Source organism: Sphingobium sp. Ant17, assembly GCF_000588875.1.
In the GTDB taxonomy this organism is placed as follows: domain Bacteria; phylum Pseudomonadota; class Alphaproteobacteria; order Sphingomonadales; family Sphingomonadaceae; genus Sphingobium.
In genome coordinates this window covers 44,965-59,848 of sequence record NZ_JEMV01000021.1, presented here as the reverse complement: position 1 = coordinate 59,848, position 14,884 = coordinate 44,965, and the positions used below count along the sequence as shown (strand labels likewise).

Sequence of the window (14,884 nt, the reverse complement as noted above, 5' to 3'; positions counted from 1 at the left end):
GGGAGGGGTTGGGCATCGTCCAAGTGCATAGCGTGGGATAGACCCCACCCCTGAAGGAGAGGAACTGGAGGTAGCCTGAGGGCGCCTCAAGCATCGATCGCTTCTTCGTCCACCGCCGCCGCATTCTCCTGAATGAAAGCGAAGCGATGCGCCGGGTTGGTCCCCATCAGGCGATCGACGAGATCGCGCACGCCCGCGCGCTCTTCGACGTCGGAGGGCAGGGTGATGCGGATCAGCATGCGCGTCTTGGGATCCATGGTGGTCTCGCGCAGCTGCATCGGGTTCATTTCGCCAAGCCCCTTGAAGCGGCTGACATCGACTTTCTTGCCCTTGAACTCCTTGGTCTGCATCAGCGCGGCGCGATGCGCGTCATCCTTGGCATAGGCGCTCTTGCCGCCAGCGACGAGGCGATAGAGCGGCGGCTGGGCGAGGTAGAGATGGCCGCGCCTTACCAACTCCGGCATTTCCTGAAAGAAGAAGGTCATCAGCAGCGTCGCGATATGCGCGCCATCGACGTCAGCGTCGGTCATGATGACGATGCGTTCATAGCGCAGATGGTCGGGATTGCAGTCCTTGCGCGTGCCGCAGCCCAGCGCCAGGATCATGTCGGCAATTTCCTGATTGGCCAGGATCTTCGCATTATTGGCCGAAGCGACGTTCAAGATCTTGCCGCGCAGGGGCAGGATCGCCTGCGTCTTGCGGTCGCGCGCCTGCTTGGCGGAACCACCTGCAGAATCGCCTTCGACCAGAAAGATTTCAGCCCCTTCCGGGTCGTCGTTGGAACAGTCCGTCAGCTTGCCGGGCAGGCGCAGCTTGCGCGAATTGGTCGCGGTCTTGCGCTTGACCTCCTTCTCCTGCTTGCGCTTCAAACGCTCGTCCATGCGATCGAGCACATAGGCCAGCAGCGCCTTGCCCCGGTCCATATGGTCGGTCAGATAATGGTCGAAATGGTCGCGGACGGCATTTTCCACCAGACGCGCGGCTTCGGGCGATGTCAGCCGGTCCTTGGTCTGGCTCTGAAACTGCGGTTCGCGGATAAAGACCGACAGCATGATTTCCGATGACGTCATGATGTCGTCGGCGGTGATGTCCTTCGCCTTCTTCTGGCCCACCAGGTCGGCAAAGGCGCGGATGCCCTTGACCAGTGCAGCGCGCATACCCGCTTCATGCGTGCCGCCATCGGGCGTGGGAATGGTGTTGCAATACCAGCTATAGCTGCCGTCCGACCAAAGCGGCCAGGCCACGGCCCATTCGACACGGCCGGCGCCTCGGGAAAATCCTGATTGCCCGCGAAAAACACGCTGGTCGCACATTCGCGGTCGCCGACCTGTTCTTTCAGATGATCGGCAAGGCCTCCTGGGAACTGAAAGACAGCTTCGGTGGGGGTATCGTCGCTGACGAGTTCGGGCGCGCATTTCCAGCGAATTTCTACGCCCGCAAACAGATAGGCCTTCGACCGGGCGAGGCGGTGCAGGCGGGCCGGCTTGAATTTCTGTTCCGCGAAGATTTCGGTGTCGGGGGTAAAGCTGACCGACGTGCCACGCCGGTTGGGTGCGCCGCCGACCTTTTCCAGCGCAGTGATGGGTAGTCCTTGCGAGAAGCTTTGGCGAAACAATTCCTTGCTGCGGGCGACCTCGACCACGGTAGTGCTCGACAGCGCATTGACCACGCTGATGCCGACGCCATGCAGACCGCCCGATGTGGCATAGGCTTTGTCGGTGAATTTACCGCCCGAATGGAGCGTGGTCATGATCACTTCCAGCGCCGACTTGCCAGGGAATTTGGGGTGTGGATCGACCGGAATGCCGCGCCCATTGTCGGTGATGGTCAATCGGTTGCCGGGTTCCAGCGTGATGTCGATCCGGCTGGCATGGCCCGCCACCGCTTCGTCCATACTGTTGTCGAGCACTTCGGACGCGAGATGGTGCAGCGCGCGCTCATCCGTGCCGCCGATATACATGCCGGGACGGCGGCGTACCGGTTCCAGCCCTTCCAGCACCTCGATGGCGGAAGCATCATATTCAGGAGAGGTTGATGGTGTGGCAGCGAACAGGTCTTCGGACATGATCATAGCTATAGGCGGGCAGGCGTGGCGCGCAAGCACTGTGTCTTATGCGGCACAGCAACGAAAAGTTACGATAAAGCGTGAAACAAACCCTGCATTCAGACCGTTAGCGCCATGCAAGAGGGATATTGACGCCCCCAGGCGAGGAGAAATTTACATGAAGTTGAGCCATTTTGCACCGCTTGGTGCCACGCTGGCATTTGTGCTGGCTACCCCTGTGATGGCGCAGGACAGCACGGGCGCGGTCGATTGGACCGGCCCCTATATCGGTGGTTCGTTCGGTTACAACTGGCAGAAGGGAGATGGCGAAGAACATCTGCGCTTCGACACCGATGCCGACGGCGATTATGACGATGTGGTCAGGACCGGCACCGGTGCCAACGCCTTTTCCCCTGGCACCTGTGGTGGATCCGCGCGCGGTTCCACGCCCGCCAGCGGCTGCAACGCGGACAAGGATGCCATTGGCTGGATGGGTCATGTTGCTACGATCGCCAATTCGGCAGCATCGTTGCCGGTGTCGTCGCCGAAGCAGGGAAGGCTTATATCAGTGACAGCGTCACCGAATATTCCACCACCCCAGCTTTCTATGAAATGACTCGTCGGATCGACTGGAATGGCAATTTGCGCGCACGCCTGGGTTATACCACGCCTGGCGGCATCATGCCCTATATCACTGGCGGCCTGGCCTATGCAAGGTGAAGAACAGCTTCGCTACCAGCAATGGTGCGAACAGCTTTACCGAAATTGACAGCAAGGAAGACGCCTGGGGCTACACCATGGGTGGCGGCATCGAAGCCAAGGTATCGGATAATTTCTCGATTGGTGCCCGCTATTTGTGGACCCGTTACAATGTGAACGACTATCGGGTCGATGTGGGCGCAGGCAGTGCGCCGGCGACCAACCCGTTCCTGATTACGCCATCGGGCGGCACCAGCATGAACCGTGGCGACAAGTTCGACACGCAGAGCGTGATGGTCACGACCAGCTTCCGCTTCTGATCGAAAAAGGGGCGGGGGCTTTCGCCTCCGCCCCTTTCTATCGGACAATAAAAAGGCCGCCTTTCGGGGCGGCCTTTTTTATGGCTTAGCGGACGCGCGGGCCGCCAAAAGGCAGAGGCGGGGGCGGGCGGCGTGTCCCGCGCGGCAGTTGCGCCTGATAGGCGCGGCCGCAATGTTCCACGCAATAAGGGAAGCCCGGATTGACCGCTACCCCGCAGAAGTGGAAGTCGGGTTCGCCCGGATGACCCATCGGCCATTTGCAGATCCGTTCGGTCAGGTCGAGCAACGACGTCTTGTCGGCAATCTCCGCGCTAGGTTTCGCTGGAACCAGGCGACGCGGCGGAGCTGGCGGGATCGGCGCTTGCTGATCGCCCGGACCTTGACGCAAGAAGCCCCCTGGGCCGACAGAAACGATGCGTGGCTGTGGCGGTGGCGACGGCGCGTCTGACGCAACCTGATTGTCCGCTGGTGAAGTGGCCGCAGGCGGCGGTGGCGGTGTGGCAGGACGTGGCGGCACGGGGGCCGCTGCAGCTACCGGCGCAGGCGATACGCGCGCTGCGGGTGCCTCGGGTTCGGCAGTCGTTACCGGCTTCTTCGCCGCTGCAGCCTTCTTGGGGGCGTCATTGGCCTTCACCGGTGACGGGCGCGACTGCAGGCCCAGGCGATGGGCCTTGCCAATCACCGCATTGCGGCTGACGCCGCCCAATTCTTCAGCGATCTGGCTGGCGGTCAGACCGCGCTCCCACATCCCTTTGAGCTGGTCGATACGCTCGTCGGTCCAGGACAATGAAAAACTCCTCACAAATTCCAATATGCTTCCCTATATGGGGACGAGCGCGTCAGGTTCAAATCTTTGAACGGCACGCTTGCAGCACGGCGCGCCAGTCGATAGTCGATCCCACCATGAACGACCAGCCCAAAATTGCCGCGAAAGCCCCACTTGCCGTGCCCTTCGCCGAACCTGGTGTGCCCACGATCCGCAATATCAACTGGGCGGGAACGTGGGCGTTGTACCGCAAGGAGGTGCATCGGTTCATGAAGGTGCAACTCCAGACCGTATGGGCACCCGCAATCACGACCTTGATGTTTCTGGTGATCTTCATTGTCGCACTGGGCGGGAGTGGCCGGACTGTAACGCTGCGTGGGGAGGCGGTGCCCTTTGGCGATTTCATTGCGCCGGGCTTGATCATCATGGGCATGATCAACGCTTGTTTCGCCAATGCCAGCTTCGCGCTGATGGTGGGCAAGGTGCAGGGCACACTGGTCGATTATCTTATGCCGCCGATTTCCGTGGGCGAGTTGCTGTTCGCGTTGGCGGGATCTTCGGTAACGCGCGCTGTGTTCGTGGGTTGTGCCCTATGGGGTGCCATGGCGCTTTGGCCTGGCGTCCACGTGACTCCGGCGCATCTATGGGCCGTGATTTGGTTTGGGCTGCTCGGCACCAGTTTCATCGCGTTCCTTGGTGTGCTGACGTCGATCTGGGCGGAGAAGTTCGATCATGGCGCGGCCATCACCAATTTCGTGATCGGGCCGCTCGCCTTGCTGTCGGGCACCTTCTACTCGATCGACCGGTTACCGCCCTTTTTCCAGGCAATCAGCCACGCCAATCCCTTTTTCTACATCATATCGAGTTTCCGCTATGGCTTTGTCGCGGCGGCCGATACCAACATCATTGTCGGCAGCATCGTGCTGTTGACGCTCAACCTGTTCTTCGGCGCGCTTTGTTATACCCTGCTGCGCCGTGGCTGGAAGATCAAAGCGTGACGGATCAAATGAAGGCGGCGAATATCGGGGTCAGGAGCATCGTGATCGCGATCAGCACCGTTGCCAGCAACCAATGATGCCAGCGAGGAAGGGCGCGGTGATCGCCGCGCCCTTCATTCCACGGCCATATCACAGAGCAGCGTTCACTGCGTTGCACCACCACCGACGCGGGCAAGCGTAAACCCAGCCTCGGTGACTTCTGCTAGCGGATAGATGTTGCGCAGATCGACGAGCGCATTGCCTTTCATCGCCGTAGCGAGTCGCTTCATGTCTAGCGCGCGGAAAATGTCCCATTCGGTGACGAGCACCAGCACATCCGCGCCTTCGGCCGCTTCATAGGCATCCTTGGCCATAGCGACGTTAGGCATCATTGGCGCGGCGACGTCCATGCCTTCGGGATCATAGGCGACGATCGTTGCACCTGCATCCTCCAGTGCCTGGACGATGGCGAGGCTGGGCGCATCGCGCATGTCGTCGGTGTTGGGCTTGAAGGTCAGGCCAAGCAGCGCGACCTTCTTGCCGCGCGCGTCGCCGCCGAGCGCCTTGACGATCTTGCGGCCCATGGCGCGCTTGCGCAGGTCGTTGACCTGTACAACGGTCTCTACGATTCGGATCGGCGTGTCATAATCCTGACCGGTTTTGACCAGCGCCAGCGTATCCTTGGGGAAGCAGGAGCCGCCATAGCCCGGCCCTGCATGCAGGAATTTGCTGCCGATGCGATTGTCGAGGCCGATGCCGCGCGATACGTCCTGCACATCAGCGCCAACCGCTTCGCACAAGTCCGCCATCTCGTTGATGAAGGTGATCTTGGTCGCCAGAAAGGCGTTGGCGGCATATTTGATCAGCTCTGCGGTGCGCCGACCGGTGAACATCAGCGGAGCCTGATTGAGGTTGAGCGGCCGATATACTTGGCTCATCACCGCGATGGCGCGTTCAGAACCATTTGTGCCCACGACAACCCGGTCCGGGCGCTTGAAATCGCCGATCGCAGCGCCTTCGCGCAGGAATTCGGGATTGGACACGACCTGGATATCAAGGTCTGGCTTGAGTTCGCGCGCGATTCGTTCGACCTCATCGCCAGTGCCGACGGGCACGGTCGACTTGGTGACGATGACCGCAGGGCTATCCAGCGCGGCGACGATTTCCCGCGCTGCAGCATAGACATAGGAAAGGTCCGCATGCCCATCGCCACGCCGGGATGGCGTGCCGACTGCAATGAAGATCGCATCGGCGCCCTTGACCCCGGCGGCGAGATCGGTGGTGAAGGTCAAGCGCCCGGCTGTCGCATTATTGCCAACCAACTGATCCAGGCCCGGCTCGAAAATCGGCATCCGCCCAGCTTCGATCGCGGCAATCTTGCCCGCATCCTTGTCGACGCAGACCACATCATGGCCAAAATCCGCAAAACAGGCCCCAGACACCAGGCCCACATACCCCGTACCGATCATCGTGATTTTCATGAGATATTCAGGCTCCGCATAGAATTGGATGGGTGCAGTCGCGTTTTAGCATAGTCTTTCCATATTACAATTCGCCGCATTGCAGCGATGACGCAAGCATAGCATTTAGCCCCTATATACTTTTTTATGCGAGGGGCTGGACGGTCGGTAATCGGGCAAGGGAAGAATGATGAAAGTCGCCATGGTGTTCGGGACACGCCCCGAAGCGATAAAGATGTTCCCGGTCGTCCATGCGCTGCGCGCGCGCAAGGGGGTGGATACGCGGGTGATCGTTACGGCGCAGCATCGTGGTTTGCTGGACCAGGTGCTGGCAATTGCCGGGATCGTGCCGGATGTCGACCTCAATGTGATGGTGCCGAACCAGACGCTGGACGGATTGACCGCCAAGCTGATCGTTGAACTGGGCAAGGCGTTTGACGCGGAAAAGCCCGACCGGATCGTCGTGCATGGCGATACGCTTACGACCATGGTGGCGAGCCTGGCGGCCTATTATCGCAAGATTCCGGTGGCGCATGTCGAGGCAGGGTTGCGCAGCGGCGACATACATCATCCTTGGCCTGAAGAAGTGAATCGCCGCGTGGTCGCCTGCATCGCCGACATGAATTTCGCGCCGACGCAAGCCGCCGCCGACGCGCTGCTGGCCGAAAGCCGGTTGGCGGCCAGCATCCACGTAACCGGCAATACGGTGATCGACGCGCTCTTGGCGACGCGCGAGCGGGTTTTGGCAGACCCCTCGCTGGCCGCCGGGCTCGACGGGCTGGCCGCGCGTTTCGCGGGCAAACGGATCCTTGCGGTGACCAGCCACAGGCGCGAGAATTTCGGCGGCGGCATGGAGGCGATCGCCCGGTCGATCGCGGACATTGCGGCGCGGCCCGATGTGGCGGTGATCTTCCCCGTTCATCCCAATCCCCATGTCCGTCCGGTCATGGACGCGGTGCTGGGTAACCTGTCCAATGTCGCGATGATCGAGCCGCTCGATTACCCGCATTTCGTGCGGTTGCTTGACATGTGCCATCTCGTCCTGACGGACAGCGGCGGGGTGCAGGAGGAGGCTCCGTCGTTGGGCAAGCCGGTTCTGGTGATGCGCGAGACGACCGAGCGGCCCGAGGGTGTGGCCGCCGGTACGGCCAAGCTGGTCGGAGCGGATCGCAATCGGATCGTTCGCGAGGTGCTAGCGCTGCTGGACGATCAGGACGCTTATGATGCGATGGCGCGCGCGCATAATCCGTTCGGCGACGGCAAGGCGGCTGAGCGCATTGCCGGAGTGATCGCGGGCAATAGGCTGCACCGTTACCGAAATCTTCAGCATTTCCGGGCAGAAGATCGGCCAAATCCTAGCCTCTAAAAGGACTGTTCCTTCATGCCCGTCGATACCAAGCAAAAGGTTTCCGTCATTGGCCTTGGCTATATCGGCTTGCCGACGGCCGCGCTGATCGCGCGCGGGGGATGCCAGGTGGTGGGCGTCGATGTGTCCGCTCATGTGGTGGAGACGGTCAATTCGGGCCGGGTGCACATCGAGGAGGTGGATCTCGACGGGTTGGTCCAGGGCGTGGTGGCGCGGGGCAATTTGCGCGCATCGCTGACGGTCGAGGAAAGCGACGTGTTCATCATCGCCGTGCCGACCCCCGTGTCGGAGGATCATGCGCCAGATATCAGCTATGTCCTGCAAGCCGCCCGCACCATCGCGCCAGTGCTGAAAGCCGGGGACTCCGTCATCCTGGAATCGACATCTCCCGTCGGCACGACCGAGGCGATGCGCGACGTGATCGGTGACATGCGGCCCGACCTCAAGATGCCGGGCAGGGGCGTTCAGGGCGACATCGCCATTTCCTATTGCCCGGAAAGGGTTCTGCCCGGCCGTATCCTGGTCGAACTGATCGACAATGATCGCTGCATCGGCGGCATCACGCCGCGCTGTGCGCGCAAGGCTTTGGGCTTTTATCGCCAATTCGTGCGTGGAGCGTGCATTACAACAACAGCGCGCGCGGCGGAAATGGTCAAGCTGGTCGAAAACAGCTTCCGCGACGTCAACATCGCCTTCGCCAATGAATTATCGGTGATTGCCGAGAATATGGACATCGACGTGTGGGAGGTGATCCGGCTGGCCAACCGCCATCCGCGCGTCAATATCCTCCAGCCTGGCCCTGGCGTGGGCGGCCATTGCATCGCGGTCGATCCCTGGTTTATCGTCCATGGCGACCCTGAAAATGCGCGCATCATCCGCACGGCCCGCGAAGTGAATGATGGCAAGACCGACTATGTCGTGGCCAAGGCGTCCGACATGATCGATGCTTTCGCGCATGAAGACGTCGCCTGCCTCGGCCTCGCCTTCAAGGCGAACATCGACGATTTCCGCGAAAGCCCGGCGGTCAAGGTCGCGGCCCGGCTCGCGCGCCGCTATGGACGCCGCATCAAGCTGGTCGAACCCTATACCCAGGCGCTGCCGATGGAATTTGCGGGAACCGGTGCAGAGTTGATGGATCTCGATACGGCTCTGGAACAATGTGGCGTCTTCGTCATTCTTGTCGATCATGACATGTTCAAATCGGTTCCCGTCGACGAGCGCGCCGACAAGGCGGTCTATGACACGCGCGGCATCTGGTCCGACCAGCCACGCCGCGTTGCAGAGCCAGCGCCTGAGCGTATGGCGCTCTAAGCATCGGGGTGCGTCCTCGGCCCGTCCCGCCTTTGGTTGCCATGTCCCTGCCGCGTCGCTAACCCCCGGTTTCAATTGGGGCATGACGGGGTGGCAGCGCCTATGAAGCGCAGGGACAGCATCAAAGGCGCGATCGCGACACTGACGGCCTGCGGACTGATCAGTGCGTGCGCGACCGTGGAGGACGCGCCGCGCGGGGACGCAGCCTATGCGATCGTGCCAACGCCATCTGCGGTCGGGGTCGATTATCGCATCGCGCCTGACGATGTGTTGCGCATCCAGGTCTATCATGAGCCGGGCCTGTCGCTGGAAGATGCGCAGGTCAGTGCGAGCGGCATGGTCCGCATGCCGCTGATCGGCGATGTCCCCGTGGCAGGGCTGTCCGCCGGGGACGCTGCCGATATCATCGCCGGACGGTTGGGTGAACGCTATTTAGTGTCGCCGCAGGTCACCTTGTTCGTGAAGAAGGCGGTAGGCCGTCGCGTGACGCTGGACGGCGAAGTCCGCGAGCCAGGCCTTTATCCGGTCGAAGGACGATTGACGTTGAGCCAGGCGGTGGCGCTCGGCAAAGGGCCGACCCGGCTTGCCAGTCTCGCGCAGATCGTCGTGGTGCGGCAGGTCGAAGGCGAGCGGCAGGCGGCGATGTTTGACCTTGGCGCGATCCGCAAGGGCGAAGCGCCCGACCCTGAAATTCTGCCGGGCGACAGCATCATCATCGGCTTGTCGCGCGCGAAGGCGATCATCGGTGGCGGGCTGATCGCGCTGCCTGCTTTGGCAACGGGATTCATCGCGCTGGATGGGGATCGATGATGACGCCGATATTGACCGAGCGCGATCTCGACGCAACACCGGGCCATGGCCGCGCCGCGCGGGTGACGGCGGCGGCCAGGCGGGGTTGGCTTGTGCTGCGGCGGCATCGGGTCATATTATTCGTAACGATGGCGCTGTGCCTGCTGGCAGCGGTGCTGGCCATCCTGATGTCCACGCCCGATTATCGCGCAACGGCGTCGGTCGAGATAGAGGATGTGCCTGCCGGTGCGGCGGGCGCAGGAACGACGCCCCGCGCAGCGACCGACAATATCGAAGCGATGATGCAGACCGAACTGGAAGTGCTGCGCAGCCGTGCGCTCGCCGAAGCGGTAGCGCAAGATCTCGCGCTGGTCGGCACGCCGACCTTTTTTCAGCGCATGGGACATAAACGCCCGACCGGCGGTGCCGGAAGCCTGAGTCAGCGGCAGGTCGAACATGACCAGGTGGTGGCGTTGTTGCGCGACAATCTGGAAGTCGAACTGCCGGGCAAGTCGCGGGTATTGCGGATCAGCTTTATCAGTGCCGATCCGGTGCTATCGGCGCGCGTCGCCAACAGCTATGCCGACAACCTGATTCGGGCCGACCTGAAGCGTGGATTCGAATCCGGTGTCCAGGCACGGCGCTTTCTGTTGGGCGAACTCGATGGTGCGCGGCGCGAACTGGCGCGGGCAGAACGCGAACTGGCCGTCTATGCCGCGCGCTTGGGAACGGAGCCGGGTCAGGCGGCACCGCCATCCGAGGGCACGATCGCCACGCGGCTGGCGCAACTGAACGGCTTTCGCGCACAGGCGCTGGCCGACCGGATTGCCGCGCAAAAGACGTGGGAGAGCGCCCGCCGCGCCAGCGCGGAGACGCTGCCCGAAGTGTTGAGCAACGGCGCGATGCAGACATTGATGGCGGAACGGGCGCAGGCGCGCGCGGCGCTGGTCGAGGAACGGCAGTTCCGCAAGGACGCCCACCCTGAGATGCGCGAAGCGCGTGCCCGGCTGGCCGCGCTGGACGATCAGGCGCAGGAGATGGCAAACCGTATCCGGGCTTCGCTCAAGGAACGCTATGATGTCGCCGTTCACGGCGAAACGCAGATTGCGGCCGAAATCGCCGATCTGGAGCGGCAGGGGCAGGCGGCGCAGGGGCGTGACGTGCAACTGGGCATCTATGAACGCTCGGTCGATACCTATCGGATGCTGCATGACAGCCTGCTCCAGCGCTATCGTGACATGGCGTCGCAGGCCGGGTTTCAGGCCGGACGTATCCAGCCACTCGATCGCGCCGCGGTCCCGACCAAGCCTTTTTCGCCGCGCATCGGCGTAACCTTGCTGTTGGCGGCGATCGGTGGGCTGCTGCTGGGCCTGTTGCTGGTTGCGGCGCGGCACATCTTCGACGATGCGGTGACGTCGGCGGATACGCTGGCCGAACGGGTTGGGCTGCCCTTGCTGGGAGCCGTGCCGGTCACTGGGGACAATCCGCAACCCCCGGAAATCTTCGCGCCAATCGCCTCGTCATTGCTGCTGGCGTCGGCAGGCGGGTTGCCGCGCTCGATCCTGGTCACCAGCGCGCAGGAGGGCGAGGGCAAGTCGCTGACCCTGCACGCGCTCGCTCTGGCCTTGGGGCGGATGGGCAAGCGGGTGCTGGTGATCGATGGCGACATGCGCCGCCCGGTCCAGCACAGCCTGTTCCGCCTGACGCCCGCCCGGGGCATCAGCGAAGTCCTGACCGGACAGGCGAGCGCGGAGGAAACGATCATCGATAGCAGTGTGCCGGGCGTGTTTTTGCTGCCCTGCGGCGCGGTGCCGCCCAACCCGGCCGAATTGCTGGCGACCCCGGCGCTCGACGCCTTATTGGCTTCCGTGCGGGACGCATATGATACCGTGCTGATCGACGCACCGCCGATCCTGGGGCTGGGCGACACGCCCCTGCTCGCCGCGCGGGTGCAGGCGAGCCTTTTGGTGGTGGAGTGGGGCCGCAACCATCATGGCGGCCTGCGCGCCGCCGTGGAGCGACTGCGCCAGGCCGGTGGCACGCTGATCGGCGCAATCCTGACCAAGCAGCAAGGTCGCATGATGGAATATGATTATCACCGGGGCGGGTAGCATCCTCCCACATCCGTTCGGCCTGAGCCCGTCGAAGGCCCTTACTGCTCAATAAAAAAGCGCCGTCCCGGTGGGAGGCGCTTTTCCTTTATGCTTCAGTGTGACGAGCAGGTCAGGCCCGCGCCATCAACCCTTCGACCAGTCCCTCGAACAGGCGCTTGCCGTCGGTCGCGCCATGGGCTGGCTCGATGACTCGCTCGGGGTGCGGCATCATGCCCAGCACATTGCCCTTGTCGTTCAATATGCCCGCAATGTTCCGCGCCGACCCGTTAACTGTCTCCGCATAACGCAGCGCAACCCGGCCTTCGCCTTCCAGCCGGTCGAGTGTCGCATCATCGGCGAAATAATTGCCGTCATGATGCGCGACAGGATAGGAAATACGCTCACCCGCCGCATAGTGGCTGGTGAACGCACTCTGTACATTCTCGACCGTCAAAGCGACGTCACGGCAAACGAAATGCCCACCGGCATTGCGCAGCAGCGCGCCCGGCAGCAAGCCGCTTTCGGTCAGCACCTGGAACCCGTTGCAGATGCCGAGCACGAACGCGCCGCGATCCGCCGCCTGCGCGACCGCCTGCATCACCGGTGAGCGCGCCGCCATCGCGCCGGAGCGCAGATAATCGCCATAGGAAAAGCCGCCGGGCACGCCGATCAGGTCGATATCATCGGGCAATTCGCTGTCACGATGCCACACCATGACCGGCTTCGCGCCGGTAGCCGCCTCGAACGCCACCGCCAGGTCGCGGTTGCAATTGCTGCCGGGAAAGACGATGACCGCGCTCTTCATGGCTCAGGCGACCTTTTCGATGCGGTAGTTTTCGATCACCGTATTGGCCAGCAGCTTGCGGCACATGGCGTCGATATCCTCGTCGCTGGTCCCGTCGGCCAGGTCGAGTTCGATCAGCTTGCCCGCGCGCACATCATTGACGCCATCGAACCCCAGCCCTTCGAGCGCGTGGTGGATCGCCCGACCCTGCGGATCGAGCACACCCCCCTTGAGGGTGACGAAGATACGGGCTTTCATGCGGGGCGAACTCCTTGGGATCGACTTTGCGGTCCCCCTAGTCCCGGTGCGACGGGGAGGCAAGCCATTATCCCGGCGGATAGCGTGGCGACAGCGGCAAAAGCCGTTTTGCAAGACGCGGCATTTTGCCTAAGCGACCCGGATGAACCCTGAAATTCTCTATTATGTCTGCGCCGTCATCGCGGTGTTCGTCGCGGGGCTCGCCAAGGGTGGCTTTGCCGGGGTCGGCGCGCTGGCCATGCCGATCATGGCGCTGGGCGTCGATCCGGTGCGCGGCGCGGCGATCCTGCTGCCGATCCTCATTCTGCAGGATGCGGTGGGAGTCTGGGTCTATCGCCGCACCTGGGACGATCGATCCTGAAAGTCATGTTGCCCGGCGCAGCGGTCGGCATCGGGCTTGGCTGGCTGTTCGCGGCGCAGGTGTCGGAAACAGCGGTGCTGGGCGCGCTGGGTGTGATTGCGATATTGTTCGGCTTACAGCGGCTATGGGCGGAACGGGGCAATGCCGTCGTGCTGCCATCGGATTCGCCGGGTTGGGTCGGATTTCTGTTCGGTATCGCCAGCGGCTTTACCAGCCAGATCGCCCATGCCGGATCGCCGCCGTTCCAGATGTGGGTTCTGCCCAAACGCTTGCCGCGCGATATGCTGGTGGGCACCACCGCATTGGCCTTTGCCGCAATGAACTGGATGAAGATGCCGGCCTATGCCGCGCTCGGGCAGTTCACTAGCGCGAACCTCATGGCGACCGCCATACTGGTGCCGGTGGCCATCGTATCGACGCTGGCTGGGGTGGCTTTAGTGCGGCGGGTCGATCCGGCGCGCTTCTACACGCTAATCTATACATTGATGGTGCTGCTGGGCATCAAGCTGGTTGTCGACGCGCTGATGGCTTGACGAAAAAAAAAAAAAAAGCCCGGCAGAAGCAGGACGCTTCGCCGGGCCTTGATACATTTGGGCCGATGCCTCAGCCTTCTTCCTTCTCGCGCTTCTTGCGATGCGTGTCGAGGTCGAGCACGGTCGTGTCCAGCCCTTCGGGCAGCAGGCCCAGGCGACGCGCCACTTCCTGATAGGCTTCGACTTCGCCGCCCAGATCGCGGCGGAAGCGATCCTTGTCCAGTTTCTCGTTGGTGACCATGTCCCACAGGCGGCAACCGTCCGGGCTGATCTCGTCGGCCAGGATGACGCGGCTATAATCGCCGTCATAGAGCCGACCGAATTCCAGCTTGAAATCGACAAGGCGGATGCCGATGCCCGCGAACAGACCGCACATGAAGTCGTTGATGCGGATCGCCATGTCGGCAATGTCGTGCATCTCTTCCTGCGTCGCCCAGCCGAAGCAGGCGATATGCTCTTCGGAAATCAGCGGGTCGCCCAGCGCATCATCCTTGTAGCAATATTCGATTAGGGTGCGGGGCAGTTGCGTGCCTTCCTCGATCCCCAGCTTCTTGCTGAGCGATCCGGCCGCCACGTTGCGCACCACCACTTCGATCGGCACGATCTCAACCTGGCGGACCAGTTGTTCACGCATGTTGAGGCGACGGATGAAATGGGTCGGCACACCGATCTGACCGAGCAGAGTGAAGATATGCTCGGAAATCCGGTTGTTCAGGACGCCCTTGCCGGAGATCGTACCCTTTTTCTGGGCGTTGAAGGCGGTGGCGTCATCCTTGAAATATTGGATGATCGTGCCGGGCTCTGGGCCTTCATAAAGGATCTTTGCCTTGCCTTCGTAGATCTGGCGGCGACGGGCCATGGGCGTTCCTGTCTTATCTCTTAAAAACATTTCGCCCCGGCAAACGCGAATCAGGAGAGATCAGCGGGTGCCGGGGCTGCTTAGCGTCGCCCATAAAGCAAAGCGGGCGGGGGTGCAATTGGGCGGCGTGGTTACAATACGTCGCCGAACATGGCCCATAACAACCCGATCCAGGCGATCATGCCGACCGTCGCGATGACGACGCCCGATCGTGCGCGCAGGGCGGAGACAAGGCCAGTGGGTTCGTCGTCATCATAGGTCATC

At 62.3% G+C, this 14,884-nt stretch carries 11 protein-coding genes and 3 pseudogenes; 7 read left to right on the top strand and 7 right to left on the bottom strand.

Features of this window, described 5'->3' with window-relative positions; all coding sequences use genetic code 11:
* Positions 1-86: 86 nt before the first annotated feature.
* Positions 87-2,065 (bottom strand): annotated as a pseudogene (parE, locus tag BF95_RS11365) (DNA topoisomerase IV subunit B).
* A gap of 157 nt (positions 2,066-2,222) precedes the next feature.
* Here parE and BF95_RS11360 point away from each other — a divergent pair.
* Positions 2,223-3,063, top strand: a pseudogene (locus BF95_RS11360) (outer membrane protein).
* 85 nt (positions 3,064-3,148) lie between these two features.
* Here BF95_RS11360 and BF95_RS11355 read toward each other — a convergent pair.
* Complete coding sequence (locus BF95_RS11355) at positions 3,149-3,850, bottom strand: GcrA family cell cycle regulator (RefSeq protein WP_043151497.1); 702 nt, start codon at positions 3,848-3,850, stop codon at positions 3,149-3,151.
* A gap of 116 nt (positions 3,851-3,966) precedes the next feature.
* On the opposite strand from BF95_RS11355, the gene BF95_RS11350 reads away from it, so the two are divergent.
* A complete protein-coding gene (locus BF95_RS11350) occupies positions 3,967-4,827 on the top strand; it encodes an ABC transporter permease (protein WP_043151495.1) in 861 nt (286 codons plus the stop codon).
* Between the two features lie 143 nt (positions 4,828-4,970).
* Here the strand turns inward: BF95_RS11350 and BF95_RS11345 are convergent, their stop codons facing one another.
* Positions 4,971-6,287: a UDP-glucose dehydrogenase family protein gene (locus tag BF95_RS11345; protein WP_043151493.1), complete on the bottom strand. Its 1,317-nt coding sequence runs from the start codon at positions 6,285-6,287 to the stop codon at positions 4,971-4,973.
* 169 nt (positions 6,288-6,456) lie between these two features.
* Here BF95_RS11345 and wecB point away from each other — a divergent pair, with 169 nt between their 5' ends.
* From wecB to BF95_RS11325, 4 genes are all read left to right on the top strand, one after another.
* On the top strand, positions 6,457-7,632 hold the full coding sequence (gene wecB / locus BF95_RS11340; RefSeq protein ID WP_051519971.1) for a non-hydrolyzing UDP-N-acetylglucosamine 2-epimerase: 1,176 nt from the start codon (positions 6,457-6,459) through the stop codon (positions 7,630-7,632).
* A gap of 15 nt (positions 7,633-7,647) precedes the next feature.
* The gene (gene wecC, locus BF95_RS11335; RefSeq protein ID WP_043151492.1) at positions 7,648-8,943 is read left to right on the top strand and encodes a UDP-N-acetyl-D-mannosamine dehydrogenase; all 1,296 of its coding nucleotides are present in this window, start codon (positions 7,648-7,650) and stop codon (positions 8,941-8,943) included.
* Positions 8,944-9,045: 102 nt separating this feature from the next.
* Positions 9,046-9,753 (top strand): polysaccharide biosynthesis/export family protein, encoded by a 708-nt coding sequence (locus BF95_RS11330; protein ID WP_043151491.1) that lies wholly within the window; start codon positions 9,046-9,048, stop codon positions 9,751-9,753.
* Positions 9,753-11,843 carry a polysaccharide biosynthesis tyrosine autokinase gene (locus BF95_RS11325; RefSeq protein WP_051519970.1) on the top strand — a complete coding sequence of 697 codons (2,091 nt, stop codon included), beginning with the start codon at positions 9,753-9,755 and terminating at the stop codon, positions 11,841-11,843. The genes BF95_RS11330 and BF95_RS11325 overlap by 1 nt, the downstream gene beginning before the upstream one ends.
* Before the next feature lie 112 nt (positions 11,844-11,955).
* Here BF95_RS11325 and purQ read toward each other — a convergent pair whose 3' ends face one another.
* Together purQ and purS are read right to left on the bottom strand one after the other, a co-directional pair.
* A complete protein-coding gene (gene purQ, locus BF95_RS11320) occupies positions 11,956-12,630 on the bottom strand; it encodes a phosphoribosylformylglycinamidine synthase subunit PurQ (RefSeq protein ID WP_043151490.1) in 675 nt (224 codons plus the stop codon).
* 3 nt (positions 12,631-12,633) lie between these two features.
* A complete protein-coding gene (gene purS / locus BF95_RS11315) occupies positions 12,634-12,867 on the bottom strand; it encodes a phosphoribosylformylglycinamidine synthase subunit PurS (RefSeq protein WP_006959918.1) in 234 nt (77 codons plus the stop codon).
* A 142-nt stretch (positions 12,868-13,009) separates the two neighbouring features.
* Here purS and BF95_RS11310 point away from each other — a divergent pair.
* A pseudogene (locus tag BF95_RS11310) lies at positions 13,010-13,761 on the top strand (sulfite exporter TauE/SafE family protein).
* Between the two features lie 70 nt (positions 13,762-13,831).
* Here BF95_RS11310 and purC read toward each other — a convergent pair.
* Positions 13,832-14,620 (bottom strand): phosphoribosylaminoimidazolesuccinocarboxamide synthase, encoded by a 789-nt coding sequence (gene purC / locus BF95_RS11305; RefSeq protein ID WP_037477075.1) that lies wholly within the window; start codon positions 14,618-14,620, stop codon positions 13,832-13,834.
* Positions 14,621-14,751: 131 nt separating this feature from the next.
* A complete protein-coding gene (locus BF95_RS30340; protein ID WP_268747166.1) occupies positions 14,752-14,883 on the bottom strand; it encodes a hypothetical protein in 132 nt (43 codons plus the stop codon).
* Between the last annotated feature and the right edge of the window lies 1 nt (position 14,884).

What these genes read in the sequence shown, in the direction of transcription:
- BF95_RS11350 (WP_043151495.1), top strand. Translation starts at nt 3,967, where the DNA reads ATGAACGACCAGCCCAAAATTGCCGCGAAAGCCCCACTTGCCGTGCCC.
- BF95_RS11345 (WP_043151493.1), bottom strand. Translation starts at nt 6,287, where the DNA reads ATGAAAATCACGATGATCGGTACGGGGTATGTGGGCCTGGTGTCTGGG.
- wecB (WP_051519971.1), top strand. Translation starts at nt 6,457, where the DNA reads ATGAAAGTCGCCATGGTGTTCGGGACACGCCCCGAAGCGATAAAGATG.
- wecC (WP_043151492.1), top strand. Translation starts at nt 7,648, where the DNA reads ATGCCCGTCGATACCAAGCAAAAGGTTTCCGTCATTGGCCTTGGCTAT.
- BF95_RS11330 (WP_043151491.1), top strand. Translation starts at nt 9,046, where the DNA reads ATGAAGCGCAGGGACAGCATCAAAGGCGCGATCGCGACACTGACGGCC.
- BF95_RS11325 (WP_051519970.1), top strand. Translation starts at nt 9,753, where the DNA reads ATGACGCCGATATTGACCGAGCGCGATCTCGACGCAACACCGGGCCAT.
- purQ (WP_043151490.1), bottom strand. Translation starts at nt 12,630, where the DNA reads ATGAAGAGCGCGGTCATCGTCTTTCCCGGCAGCAATTGCAACCGCGAC.
- purS (WP_006959918.1), bottom strand. Translation starts at nt 12,867, where the DNA reads ATGAAAGCCCGTATCTTCGTCACCCTCAAGGGGGGTGTGCTCGATCCG.
- purC (WP_037477075.1), bottom strand. Translation starts at nt 14,620, where the DNA reads ATGGCCCGTCGCCGCCAGATCTACGAAGGCAAGGCAAAGATCCTTTAT.
- BF95_RS30340 (WP_268747166.1), bottom strand. Translation starts at nt 14,883, where the DNA reads ATGACCTATGATGACGACGAACCCACTGGCCTTGTCTCCGCCCTGCGC.